Here is a 13,138-nt window from a genome sequence, read left to right on the forward strand (position 1 = left end):
TCTTACTCTTTGTCCAGCTTGCCAACCAGCGACAGGGTGAAATCGGCACCCATGTACTTGAAGTGCGGGCGCACGTTCAGGCTGACGCGGTACCAGCCCGGCTCGCCTTCAACGTCGCTGACGATCACTTGCGCAGCGCGCAGCGGACGACGGCCACGCACTTCGGCGCTCGGGTTTTCCTGGTCGGCCACGTACTGGCGGATCCACTTGTTCAGTTCCAGCTCGAGGTCGGTACGCTCTTTCCACGAACCGAGTTGCTCGCGCTGCAGCACTTTCAGGTAGTGAGCCAGGCGGTTGACGATCATCATGTACGGCAGTTGGGTGCCGAGCTTGTAGTTCAGCTCTGCAGCCTTGCCTTCTGCGCTGATGCCGAAGAACTTCGGCTTCTGCACCGAGCTTGCGGAGAAGAACGCCGCGTTGTCGGAGCCTTTACGCATGGTCAGGGAGATGAAGCCTTCCTCGGCCAGTTCGTATTCACGACGGTCGGAAACCAGAACTTCGGTAGGAATCTTGGTCTCGATTTCGCCCATGCTTTCGAAGTGGTGCAGAGGCAGGTCTTCAACCGCGCCGCCGCTCTGTGGACCGATGATGTTCGGGCACCAGCGGAACTTGGCGAAGCTGTCGGTCAGCTTGGTGCCGAACGCGTAAGCGGTGTTGCCCCACAGGTAGTGCTCGTGGCTGTTGGCAACGTTTTCCTTGTACACGAACGATTTGACCGGGTTCTCTTCCGGGTCGTACGGGTTACGCAGCAGGAAACGCGGAACGGTCAGGCCAACGTAGCGGGAGTCTTCCGAGGTACGGAAGCTCTGCCATTTGGTGAATTGCGGGCCTTCGAAGTGATCTTTCAGATCTTTCAGGTCCGGCAGACCGGTGAAGCTTTCCAGGCCGAAGAATTTCGGGCCGGCAGCGGCGATGAACGGCGCGTGGGACATGCAGGATACGCTGGCCACGTACTGCATCAGTTTCACGTCCGGCGAGCTTGGGGACAGGTAGTAGTTGGCGATGATCGCGCCAACCGGCTGACCACCGAACTGGCCGTATTCAGCGGTGTAGATGTGCTTGTACAGGCCCGACTGCATCACTTCCGGCGAATCTTCGAAGTCGTCCAGCAGATCGTCCTTGGAGACGTTGAGGATTTCGATCTTGATGTTTTCGCGGAAGTTGGTGCGGTCGACCAGCAGTTGCAGGCCACGCCACGACGACTCCAGCGACTGGAAGTCCGGGTGGTGCAGGATTTCGTCCATCTGACGGCTGAGCTTGGCATCGATCTCGGCGATCATGCGGTCAACCATGGCTTTCTTGACCGGCTCACCGTTGTTCTGCGGCTTGAGCAGCTCTTCGATGAACGCCGACACACCGCGCTTGGCGATGTCGTAGGCTTCGTCGTCCGGCGTCAGGCGGGTTTCGGCGATGATGCTGTCGAGAATGCTGTACTCGCCGTTTTCAGCGGCGTTCTGTTGTGCTGCGCTAGTGCTCATTGTGTTGGCTTCCTTGGCTGCTGGAGTCTCAAGCGTCCGGGGCTGCGGCGTTCAGGCCCAGCTCACCGAGTACGCGACCGCGGGATTCATCGTCGGCGAGCACGCCTTCGATGGCTTTACGGAACGCAGGTGCGTTACCCAGCGGGCCTTTGAGGGCCACCAGCGCGTCGCGCAGTTCCATCAGCTTTTTCAGCTCAGGCACTTGCTCGACCAAGCTGGCCGGGTTGAAGTCCTTCATCGAATTGACGCGCAGTTGCACGGCCAGTTCGTCAGCTTCGCCATCTTCCTGCAGACGGTTCGGTACGCTCAGTGTCAGCTGCAGCTCTTGCTTGGCCAGCACTTCGTCGAAGGTCATCTTGTCGATGCTGATCGGCTTGCGATCCTCGATCTTGCGATCGTCCTTGCGGTGGGTGTAGTCACCGATTGCCAGCAGCTTCAGCGGCAGTTCAATCTCTTCCTGAGCACCGCCGGTGGCGGGTTTGAAGGTGACGTTGATGCGTTCCTTGGGGGCTACCGAGCCTTCTTTGGCCATGGCTTTTCTCCTTGCGGTTGTGGCCCTGGGGCCTATTCGAGTACCACTTCGAGATCGAGGTGGCACAGCCTGCGATAAATCTCTTCCTTGCGTTCACGCACTGCATGGTTCTGCGGTAACAACTCGCAGCAACTGTGCAGCAGGTGCAGCACTTCCAATGCAAGATCGGGCTCCCAGGCGTGCAGGCCTGAGTCCTGTAATGTCTGATCGAGGGTTTCGAGCTGGTTCTTGGCGAGTTCGTATTTCTTGGCCAGGAAGCACAGCCGCGCGAGGGCGAACTGCCAGAAGAAGCGTTCGCGGCCGCCGTGAGCCGATTGCAGGCCCTGCTTGAGGATCTGCACCGCCGGTTTTAGACCTTCCTTGCGCAGGATCGGCTGGACTTCTTCCAGCGCCTTTTCCCAGGCCGGCTGGGTCTGGACGTCATCGGACTCGACCTTGCGCGGCGCGCTGGCGCTTTGCAGGTGCGGCATGACGTTGCCGGCGATCCACGCCCGGGTGGACGGATCGGCGAACGGCGCGCCGTCATGGAATCGCAACTCGATGATGCCGGGCAGGCGCTGAACCAAAAGCGCGAAGTGGATTTCCACTTCGCGCATGGCGAGCTCGGCGTTGAGGTTCTGGAGGCATTCCCAGACCATTCGTTGCCCATCGAACCAGAACGGCGCCTTCGCCAGGCTCGCCTCCAGTTCCACCAGCAGGTCGGCGTATTTGCCCTGGTCGAAACGGTCCTGATACTGCTTGAGCTTGTCGACCGGCAACCCGCGCAGCATCGTGATCTGCTCGGCGTTGCGCTCGGGCACCGCGTCAATCGTCATCCACAGCAAGGTGCGGTTGAGGCGCAGGGCGCGCAGGTCGGTGGCTTTCTGCTTGAGCCACCAGGCGCACAACGGGCGGGCGCTTTCCTGCTGGGCGCGCAGGGCCTTGTGGGCTTCTTTCTCGTTATCGATCGGCGCGCCGGGCGCCAGCAACTGGCTGGCGGCCTGTTTGACCTGCGCCACCGCCGCGCCCACAACGCCGGGTGCCGGCTGGTTGTCGGCAGCGCGCTGGATCATGGTTTTCAGGCGGCGGGAGAGCGGCAGCAGCAGCGGCGCATCATCGCCCAGATGCTCGGTGCAGGCCGCGTCGAGACCGGACAGATGCTCGGACAACTGCCGGAACATCGGCAGCTGTTCCTTGATCGCGATGTTCTCGGTGATCACCTGCTCCAGACGCGGCACCAGCCAGCCGATGGCAGCGGCCCGGGTGCGGGGTTTGAGCGGATGGACCTCGGCCCAGTTGTTTTCCGACAAATGGTGCAGCAAACCGAGGCCGGCGAGCAGCCCGGGGAAAGATTCACGCTGGTACAACGACCAGGCGAGCCAGGCGCCAACACGCAAATCCTTGGATTGGGTACGAAGCAGGTTTTCGCTGTTTTCGCGGATTTTCAGCCAGTCGATCTGCCCGCTTTCGTGCATCGACGAGGCTTTGGCCAGCTCGCTTTCCAGGGCCTCGAATTCGCTCGAAAAACGAACGTCTTCGCCCGCGAAATTCTCTTTGGAAACAGAGACTTTAGCGAGTTCGAGGTAATGGGCGGAAAGTTTGCTTGAGTAGGACATCCATGGCCTTTATTTGGATTACGGTCGTGCGCCTATTGGAGTTGCAGCGGCGCGGGGACAGTATCGAAGAGCAGTGAGAAGACTCATCCAATTGAGTGTGTGCTCTTTCAAGTGCGCGCATCGTAATCACAATGATGGCCACTAGCAAGCATCCGATTAAACAACAAGACGAACTGTTCATTGGGGTGTGTAGGAGATCGCCCTATATGTGACAGGGGTTTCCCCGATATCGGTTTATATTTCACATTTTCGGCAAAAACCCCCAGAAGCATTGATTTAGAGCACCCAGTGAAAACAAACGACAGCACTAGCACGCCCGTTCCATAAATACCGAGGGAAGCATGACAAATCCGGAAAAAATTTGAAGTAGGACGCTTCCGAAAATACACCCTCATCTATTAACAAATGACTGGCGACAACTGCGAACAATAAAAGTGCCATCAAATTGATGGCAATTCATATGTTGAATACTGTTGGAATACCTGCACACACAGGATTATCGCTTGGGCGCTTTATCGTCCTGAATCACTTTCCCACAGGCATTTCCCACAATCGGAACGTTGTTTTACAACGCGGAACGCTCCGACTTAAACCAGAGATTCTTCTTACATAAATTTGTTTCACACCTTGTTAGCGTGCCGGGCAATGTTCGCGTGCGCTGACCAGGGAGGGTTTCGACATCACGCCAAATCCCCTTCCCTGCTTAAGGACAAGCGCATGTCTGGAGCTGTCAGTTCTGCGCGATTTACGCTGCAGATCCCCGCCGTTCGCAACGACTTCAAGGTGTTGGCTTTCGAGGGTTCCGAGGCCGTCAGCACGCTTTATGCCATCAAGGTTGAACTCGTCAGTGAGGTCCCTGACTTCGACGTGGAAAGTTTGCTGGGTCAGCCGGCGTTCCTTCGATTCGGGCTGGACGGCGAAGGTATTCATGGGCGCATCGAGAATGTGCAGGCCGGTGAGTCGAAAAAGCGCCTGTCGCACTATGGCCTGACACTGGTTCCAGAGCTTCACTATTTGCAGTTCAGTCACGACCAACGGATTTTTCAGAACCAGACTGTCCCGCAGATCATCACGCAAGTGCTCAAACGGCACGGCATCCTTGCCGATGCGTTCAGGTTCCATGTCCAGACCTTGCCACCACGTGGGTATTGCACCCAGTACGGTGAAACCGATTTCGAGTTCATCCAGCGGTTGTGCGCCGAAGAAGGTATGGCGTGGCATCACCAACACTCGGCCGAGGGGCATCTGCTGCTGTTCACCGATGACACGGTGTTCCTGCCAACTCTGCGTGCGACTCCCTATCGGCAGGATTGTGGGATGGTGCCCGAGCACCCGGTGGTCAGCCGGTTTTCGCTGCACGCCCGAACACGCACCAGTCATGTCACACGCCGCGACTACGACCTGAAACGCCCGCATCTCTTGCTGGAAAGCCGCTTCAGCGCCGGGTTCACGCCGCGACTTGAAGACTATCGCTACCCATTAGCGATGGAGAACGAAAAACGCGGCAAACAACTTGCCCGTCAGGCCCTGGAGCGCCATCGCGCCGACTATGAAATGGCCGAGGGCCAGAGCAACCAGCCGACCCTGCGCTGCGGTTATCTGTTCGAGCTGACCGAACACACCCGCAAGAAATGCAACGGCCTTTGGCAGTTGCTTGAAGTCACCCACACCGGGCGACAACCTCAAGTGCTGGAGGAATCGGCCACCAACGAACTCAAGCCCACCGACGGTTTCACCCAGGGATACCGCAACAGCTTCCGCGCCATTCCTGCCGATGTGGTTTTCCGCCCTCCACTGCCTGCGCGTCGGCCACCGCTGGTGAGCCAGACCGCTCGGGTGACAGGACCAAAAGGTGAAGAGATCTACTGCGATGAATTCGGTCGCGTGAAGATCGAATTCCCCTGGGACCGGGCCGAGTTCAACAGCGAACGCAGCAGTTGCTGGGTACGAGTGTCATCGAGCTGGGCCGGAAACGGCTTCGGTGCCGTCACCCTCCCCCGTGTCGGGATGGAAGTGGTGGTGACCTTTCTGGAGGGCGACCCCGACCATCCGCTGATTACCGGCTGCGTGATCAACAGGGTCACGCCCGCTCCTTACAAGCTGCCCGAGCACAAGACCCGAACCGTTTTGCGCAGCCGCAGCTCGCCCGACTCCGGCGGTTACAGCGAACTGACGATTGAAGATCGCGCCGGGCTGGAACTGATCTACCTGCGTGCCCAACGCGACATGGAGCGGCAGATTCTCCATGACAGTCGGCTGGAAGTCGGGCGTGATCGATGGGAAAGCATCCAGGGCAGCAGCCAGACGACTGCCGGAAAGGTCATTGCCGTCGAGGCGGGACAACAGGTGCAGATCAAGGCCGGCGCCAGCGTGGTACTGGATGCGGGCGCCTGCATCACGCTGAACGCGGGCGGTCATCACATCGTGATCGACGAAGGCGGGATCTTCAGCAGTACCGAGATTGTGACGGGTGGAAAGTTATCCGCAGGTGAAGCAACTGAAGTTCCAGCGACCGAAATGGCGGCGGCCCTGGCCGCTGGACAGGCGACTGCCTCTACTCAAGTTCCGGAGAACGGCGAACTCGAAGAAGAGGAAGAAGAAGTCGAGTTGGAGGATGAAAAGCCTGCCGGGATTACGTTGCGGATCGGCGTGTTTTTCGATGGGACGGGGAACAATCTGTTCAACAGCGAACAGGTGAAAGGTTGCTATGCGCGGGATGTGAATCTTGAAGAGGAAGCCGAGGACATTCAACAGTTCTGCCAGATGCATGGGTATGACGGACAGGGCAATGTGCCGGATAGCAGTTATGGGAATGACACTAGCAATGTGGCGAAGTTGTATAGGTTGTATCGCGATGACCAAGGACGGCGACTGGCAGAAGAAGAAACCATCTGGCACCTACCGATTTACTTTGATGGCATAGGTACGAGTGCGAATGAAGACGACTCGGTGTTTTCGCAAATGACCGGCACAGGTGCACAAGGTGTAGTGGCGAGAGTCAAGCAAAGCCCGGCGAGCTTCATTGCCGGGATTCGCGTTTTTGAGCTGGCAAACCCGACCTTGAAAGTGGAATCCGTTCAGTTCGACATCTTCGGCTTCAGCCGCGGTGCCGCTGCTGCTAGACACTTCGCCAATGAAGTGATGAAAGGCGAGCAAAGCCCGCTGGCGCAATTACTTCCCGCGGACTCGTCACTGTTCCTTGAGAGCTTCTCCTGGCGGGCCAACATCGATGTCAGCATCAACTTCATCGGCATCTTCGACACCGCTGCCGCCATAGGCAGCATGGCTGACGGCGATTTCAGCGTCCATGACGCCAACAACCCCGGCGTCAATCTGTATCTGGCGCCGGACATTGCAAAGAAAGTTGTGCACCTGGTTGCCCGGGACGAACGCCGCCACAACTTTTCGCTCAACAGCGCCGGAAACGCCGACATTGTATTGCCGGGCGTCCACTCCGACCTGGGCGGCGGATACTTACCGAATCTTGTTGAACGGGTACTGCTTAGCAAGCCGCGCTGCAGTCGCGACGTGGATTTTGATACCCCCTCGTCGTCGACCAATGCTTATCGATTGGCCGAGCAAGAACTCGGCAGGCTTCAGGACCAACTGCATCTCTATGGGCTGACGCTTCAAGTCAAAACCTGGGCGGTGGAAACGGTCAGCAACGTCAAGGGCGATCGGCGCAAATCAAAGAATGTGTATGCGGCGATCTACAGCGAACGAGTCGTGCGCAATGACCTGTCCCTGATTTACCTGCGAATCATGCGGGAGCTGGCGAGCCGGCACGGGGTCGAGTTCGAAACGATTAGCCAAGAATCTCAGAGTTACCCGTTACCGGAAGAGCTCATAGGTATCGCTCGAAAAATGATGACGTTTGCGCTGGGTGAATCCCGCAGTCTCGATCTGAGCCTGAACGAGCATGCGCTACTCGCTCAACGCTACATTCATCTGTCATCCAACTGGAATGCTGCGAAGGGACTCAACGAAACCGGGCTGAGCATTCTGTTTATCAATCGCCCCGCCGATCAGTCTGTTCGTGTGGTGCACCCCAATGCGTGAGAACTCGTACATGTTCAAGATTGGTTTTGCATTGATATTCATTGTATTGCTGGGCGGCTGCACATCAGGTGGAACAAGATCACTGCCTTATGACGGCTGGATGCTCAGGTTTTTCACACCTGACTACATGGAGGCCTGGATCGAAACTGCAGACGTCGTGGACGTCAACAAACGCGTGTTTCTGGACGCAGCCGGGGGAGTTCCAGCCTTTGCCTATCCTCGACCGTACAGTAAAGGCGTACCCGCCACTTTCCGTGGGCAGGCACCAGGATGGCCAGATCATCCGGTAGGCAAAGGTCGACGTGTCACCGGGGCCGCGCTGCCCTATCTGGTCTTCGTCCGCTGGCAGTCTATGGCCGAACCGCAGACTTACAAAGCCTTCATAAAAATCCCGGACTCAGTGCGCCAGATCATGCTCAAGGGTGAGAGAGTTTTCTGTCGGGCTGACGGCAAGTGGATCACGGATTACCGAAATATGATGGTCATCGGCCTCGCGCCAGGCGGCATCGCCAAAGTCTGGCTGGGCGGCCAGTGTCTCTTGTCGACCGAAGTCATGCGGGTCCAGGGCAAGATCGATCCCAAAGGTCCCTACGGTGGCAAGACCAACGGAAGACACAGGCAGCTCTATGAAGAATCCAAGGCCTACATCGAAAAATTCGGCATCCCCTACGATTCCTGGTGACCACCCGATTGTCAGGCACCGTCTACCGCCAGCGACCACAATAAACTCACTGCAACTCATCACTGATACGGACATTGGCAAATGGATGAAAACAGAAGGCCCATCAAGACCCGCTCGGCGGGTTGGGCGCGACACTTCACGGACGTGCTGGTCAAGCGGGATATTTCCCCCAACCAGATTTCCGTCGTCAGCATGGTTTTCGCGCTGTTCGGTGCCGTGACGCTGAACATCGATAACGGCGTGGCCGGTTCGATCCTGTGCATCGTCGGCATTCAGTTGCGGCTGTTGTGCAATCTGTTCGACGGGATGGTGGCGATCGAAGGCGGCAAGCAGTCGGCCATTGGCAGCCTGTACAACGAGTTTCCGGACCGGGTGGCGGACAGCCTGCTGATCGTCGGGCTGGGTTTTGCCATCGGACAGTCCGATCTTGGCTGGTTTGCCGCGCTGGCCGCCGCGTTGACGGCGTATGTCCGGGTCTTCGGCGGTTCACTCGGGCTCACGCAAAGCTTCATGGGGCCGATGGCCAAGCAGCACCGGATGGCCGTGATGACGGTGGCCTTGGTGTTGAACGTGTTCGAAACCAGTTACTACGCGACGCACTACGCTTTGCTGATCGCGCTGGTGATCATCGCCCTTGGCTCCGTCGCCACCTGCGTGACGCGAACCCTGGCCATCGCCAGACAACTGAAGGGGAACGCCCATGTGGATCAGTAATGCACTGATTTCGGTGTTGCGCTTCTTGATCGGCGTGACCGCCCGCTGGGAAAGCCCGCCGGATCTCACGCGCCAGCGCATCTACTTCGCCAACCACACCAGCCACATGGACACCCTGGCGATCATCGCCGCGCTGCCTCCGGAAGCCCGGGTGAACGTGAAACCGGTGGCCGCCGCCGACTACTGGGGCAAGAACCGCTTCCTGTCGTACATCTCGCAGAAAGGCTTGAATGCGGTGCTGATCGAGCGCAATCCGGCGCCGGGCGCCAACGTGCTGGAGCCAATCTTCGACGTGGTGCGGGCCGGTCATTCGATCATCATCTTCCCCGAGGGCACCCGCTCGACGCAGGCGTTGCCCGGTGAATTCAAATCCGGAATCTTCCGTTTGGCCGAGACCTTCCCCGAGGTCGATCTGGTGCCGATCTACCTGGAAAACCTGCATCGCTCGATGCCAAAGGGCAAGCACGTGCCACTGCCGATCATTTGCACGATCCGCATCGGCGATCCTTTGCAAAGGATTGAAGGCGAGGAGAAACAGGTGTTCCTGGAGCGGGCGCGTGACGCCATCGTGAGGTTGTCGAAATGAGTCTGGAAACCAAGTTCCTGTGGTTCTTCGCGGCAATCGCCGGGCTGCTGGCGGTGGCTTCGCTGATTGGCGGCGTACTGGCCAGACGCGCAAAGAGCGAAAGCTCGATCGCAACCATCGAAAACCTCAACCAGCGTGTAAATGCCTGGTGGGGGATGGTCATTATTTTCTTCGTGTCCTGGCTCCTGGGCCCCAATGCGACGGTGGTGTTGTTCGGTTTCATTTCGCTGTTCGCACTGCGCGAGTTCATCACCCTGACGCCCACGGCGCGTGGTGATCATAACGCGCTGTTTTCGGCGTTTTTCATTCTGATCCCGCTGCAATATCTGCTGATCGGCACTCATTGGTATTCGATGTTCACCCTGCTGGTGCCGGTGTACGCCTTCCTGCTGCTGCCGGCGATTGCCGTGCTGAGCCAGGACACCGAGGGTTTTCTGGAGCGCACGGCGAAGATTCAGTGGGGTGTGATGATCTGCATCTACTGCATCAGCCATGCGCCCGCGCTGTTGTTGCTGGATCTGCGGGGTTTCCAGGGCCAGAACGCACTGCTGCTGTTCTACCTGGTGTTCGTGGTGCAGATGAGTGACGTGCTGCAGTACGTGTTCGGCAAGCTTTTCGGTAAACGCAAGGTTGCACCGCTGGTGAGTCCGTCGAAAACCGTAGAGGGACTGGTCGGTGGTGGGCTGTCCGCCACGCTGATCGGTGGCTGCATGTTCTGGATGACGCCGTTCAGCTTCTGGCAATCGCTGCTGATGTCGCTGGTCATTGTGGTGATGGGTTTCCTCGGTGGCCTGGTCATGTCCGCGATCAAGCGCAGCCTGAGCGCGAAAGATTGGGGCACGATGATCAAGGGCCACGGCGGGATGCTCGACCGGATGGACTCGATCTGCTTCGCCGCACCGATTTTCTTTCATCTGACCCGGTATTTTTTCTCCGCTTGATCAGGCGAGGGTTTCACCGAGATAGAGACGGTGTGTCTTCTCGATTTCGTCGATCAATCGCGGTGCAACGCCTACCGATCCGGCAATCTCGCGCCAACGCTTAACGGCAGCGCAAACCTCTTTGATGATGGCCGGGGCGTCGATGCCCCGGATCTGTCTGGCGACGGCCTCGAGGTCCGCGAGTTCAAACTTGTCGCGCTTGCCATTGATCGTCATCTGGTGGGTCGCGACCCAGAAACTGCCAGGCTGGTACGACCACGAAACGTCATAGGCCGGGGAAAGAGACCAGGTGCCAGCCCGATCCATCAGGAAGCTGGTGTTCTTGGTGTGGTCATCCTGATTACGCCCGATCACATTGAAAACCATGCGCCGAAAGTACTCCACTGCATCGCTGCGCGAGAGCCTGAGCATTCGCATCACCCCGAATGCCTGCTCATAGGAGTAGCCACCCGGCTGCTTGTAGTCGGCATGATCCATGGCACACAGGGTCGCCATGTGGATCTTTTCCCCGTCATCGGTCCGGTCAAAGCGCCTGGTCAGAAAGTGAGCACGCCCACCCTCTTCCAGCAATTCACACGGGCTCATGGTGATGCCGGCGGCTTTGGCCATGAGCGAATAGGCGTACTCCACACGTCCGAAACCTTGCGAGTCGGCCAGGACATCGGTGTTTTTGGCAACGTCGAACTTCAGCAGCCAGTAGGTGAACCCCTTTGGCGCCTTGACTTGCCCTGAACGGATCTCGCCAGCCGCGTTCATCGCAATAACGGCCTTGGCCCGCGCACCGCCGGCGCTGGTACCCACCTGAATCAAGCGCTGAAGTGCCTCGTCATCGACATCGGAATCGTGTTTTGCGAGGCGATCAGCCAGGCTTTCGCGTTGCGAGAGTACTTCGCTGGCGAGCTCTACCAGCGCGTCAATCTGGACACTTTCACTGGCGTTAACCGAGCCTGTGAGGGCGGGCCGATATTCGAGCCCACCCATCCCGCGCGAACCCTGATACAGGATTCGCTCAACGGGAGTGAATGTCGCTTTGTCACGGCCCTCTTTAGCGAGCCAGGCGTCGATCAGTGCGTTACCGAAATCATCGGGCAGAGAGTCAGCGAGGATAGCCGGAAGGCCTTTGTAGGTTTCCCGATTCAGGCCGGGAAAGGCGTAAGTCTGATTGGCTGCCAAGGGCATATGGATGGGCGAGATTTCGATGCCGGTTTTGACGAATTCAGGATCGTATTCGAACAATCCGAGTTCGGTGCCCTCATCCCAGAGCAGCCCCCCGACAAACCGGTCGAACAGATACACCTTTGCAGTAATCACCAATCAACCTCCTTTTTGACTTCGCTGCCGGACACTGGATCGCCTGCGCTCCCTGCCGATGCCTTGCCCACCGCCCGCGTGCCGGTTGCCCGCATACGCCGGGTTCCGGCCATCTTGATCACTTGCAACGGGCTCGGCCGAACAGGCTCTACAAGTGAAGCCGCTCTTTCCAGCTCGCCAATGACACGCAGGACGGCCAGCAGATTCACCAGGGTGCCTTTGCCATGGAGAAGGTTGATCAAGGTCTGGCGGCTGATGCCGGCTTCCCTGGCGACATGGTCCTGGCTGAGATTTTTCTTCAGGCGCAGTTCCTGGAGCCGGGCACCAATGGCGCTGGCAATCGCATCGTCGGTCATGGCTTGGAGGCGCATAGTGTCTAAATTCCTGGAGCGAATGTGCAAATCACGATGTGTGTGTATTCAATACTAGACATTGCAGAAGGATCGATCTGCATCACACCCAATGGCATCCCTGCGTACTGAAATCTGGGCACTAATGAATAAAATGGCCCTTATGTCTCAATTTAAAGGCATTGGATCTCAGCAATATTCACAATATACGCAACACCAACAATGTCTACATAACTAGACAATACACGGGATACTGGCTGATAACGTATGAATATCAAGACAACATACACTCAACCAAAACAGGAATGACGGCCAGATGAGAATCGGCGGTCTCTGGAATCCTCCAGACACAAAAAATGGGCACCCGATTTGATCGGTGTGCCCATTTTTTCATTACGGTTCTCCCCGCTATTCAGGGAGTGCGCCGCAATTATGGATTGACGCTGTCTTTCAACGACTTGCCCGGCTTGAACGCAACAGTGTTGCTGGCCTTGATCTTCACCGGCTCACCGGTTTGCGGGTTTTTGCCGGTGCGGGCACCGCGATGGCGTTGCAGGAAGGTGCCGAAGCCCACCAGCGTGACGCTGTCCTTGCGATGCAGGGCGCCGGTGATTTCTTCGAGGACGGCGTTGAGAACGCGGTTGGCCTGCTCTTTGGTCAGATCCGCTTTTTCAGCGATTGCAGCGGCGAGTTCTGGTTTACGCATTAGTGAAGCCCCTTTGAGTCGGTTTTTTGTTGTTATGTCCGTGCTGTTCTCGTTGGAACAGCGCCCAAGGCGCCGCAGGCTCTACTCTGCGGCAGACGGGAGTGAGGATGGCACGCGGTTAAGGGCGGCGCCAGTCTCCCCGCGACCTTTGTGGGGGCAAAAGCGGGGTGATTCCGACAGAACG

General features: G+C 57.9%; 11 protein-coding genes. 5 read left to right on the forward strand and 6 right to left on the reverse strand.

Features of this window, described 5'->3' with window-relative positions; genetic code table 11:
• Positions 1-2: 2 nt before the first annotated feature.
• Genes tssC through tssA form a run of 3 tightly spaced genes read right to left on the reverse strand, consistent with a single transcriptional unit; the run spans position 3 to position 3,605 of the window.
• Positions 3-1,478 carry a type VI secretion system contractile sheath large subunit gene (tssC, locus tag AC07VV_RS10610; protein WP_096817193.1) on the reverse strand — a complete coding sequence of 492 codons (1,476 nt, stop codon included), beginning with the start codon at positions 1,476-1,478 and terminating at the stop codon, positions 3-5.
• Positions 1,479-1,506: 28 nt separating this feature from the next.
• On the reverse strand, positions 1,507-2,010 hold the full coding sequence (gene tssB, locus AC07VV_RS10615) for a type VI secretion system contractile sheath small subunit (protein ID WP_096817191.1): 504 nt from the start codon (positions 2,008-2,010) through the stop codon (positions 1,507-1,509).
• A 32-nt stretch (positions 2,011-2,042) separates the two neighbouring features.
• Entirely contained in the window at positions 2,043-3,605 is a 1,563-nt protein-coding gene (gene tssA / locus AC07VV_RS10620) for a type VI secretion system protein TssA (RefSeq protein ID WP_102620672.1), read from the reverse strand.
• A gap of 717 nt (positions 3,606-4,322) precedes the next feature.
• On the opposite strand from tssA, the gene tssI reads away from it, so the two are divergent.
• The 5 genes from tssI (at position 4,323) to AC07VV_RS10645 (ending at position 10,587) form a co-directional block, all read left to right on the forward strand.
• Positions 4,323-7,664, forward strand: coding sequence for a type VI secretion system tip protein TssI/VgrG (tssI, locus tag AC07VV_RS10625; RefSeq protein ID WP_495036186.1), 3,342 nt, complete (start codon positions 4,323-4,325; stop codon positions 7,662-7,664).
• A 10-nt stretch (positions 7,665-7,674) separates the two neighbouring features.
• Entirely contained in the window at positions 7,675-8,346 is a 672-nt protein-coding gene (locus AC07VV_RS10630) for a DUF2931 family protein (protein ID WP_495036187.1), read from the forward strand.
• Between the two features lie 81 nt (positions 8,347-8,427).
• Positions 8,428-9,060 carry a CDP-alcohol phosphatidyltransferase family protein gene (locus AC07VV_RS10635; RefSeq protein ID WP_495036188.1) on the forward strand — a complete coding sequence of 211 codons (633 nt, stop codon included), beginning with the start codon at positions 8,428-8,430 and terminating at the stop codon, positions 9,058-9,060.
• Positions 9,047-9,646, forward strand: a complete 600-nt coding sequence (locus AC07VV_RS10640; RefSeq protein ID WP_495036189.1) for a lysophospholipid acyltransferase family protein — start codon at positions 9,047-9,049, stop codon at positions 9,644-9,646. Before AC07VV_RS10635 ends, AC07VV_RS10640 begins: the two co-directional genes overlap by 14 nt.
• Entirely contained in the window at positions 9,643-10,587 is a 945-nt protein-coding gene (locus tag AC07VV_RS10645) for a phosphatidate cytidylyltransferase (protein ID WP_495036190.1), read from the forward strand. Before AC07VV_RS10640 ends, AC07VV_RS10645 begins: the two co-directional genes overlap by 4 nt.
• Here AC07VV_RS10645 and AC07VV_RS10650 read toward each other — a convergent pair whose 3' ends face one another.
• From AC07VV_RS10650 to AC07VV_RS10660, 3 genes are all read right to left on the reverse strand, one after another.
• On the reverse strand, positions 10,588-11,901 hold the full coding sequence (locus tag AC07VV_RS10650; protein WP_495036191.1) for a type II toxin-antitoxin system HipA family toxin: 1,314 nt from the start codon (positions 11,899-11,901) through the stop codon (positions 10,588-10,590). It abuts the gene before it with no gap.
• Positions 11,895-12,269, reverse strand: a complete 375-nt coding sequence (locus AC07VV_RS10655) for a helix-turn-helix transcriptional regulator (RefSeq protein WP_495036192.1) — start codon at positions 12,267-12,269, stop codon at positions 11,895-11,897. Before AC07VV_RS10655 ends, AC07VV_RS10650 begins: the two co-directional genes overlap by 7 nt.
• Before the next feature lie 409 nt (positions 12,270-12,678).
• Positions 12,679-12,954: an HU family DNA-binding protein gene (locus tag AC07VV_RS10660; protein ID WP_003213368.1), complete on the reverse strand. Its 276-nt coding sequence runs from the start codon at positions 12,952-12,954 to the stop codon at positions 12,679-12,681.
• Positions 12,955-13,138 lie beyond the last annotated feature (184 nt).

Source organism: Pseudomonas sp. GW821-FHT02C04, assembly GCF_059421845.1.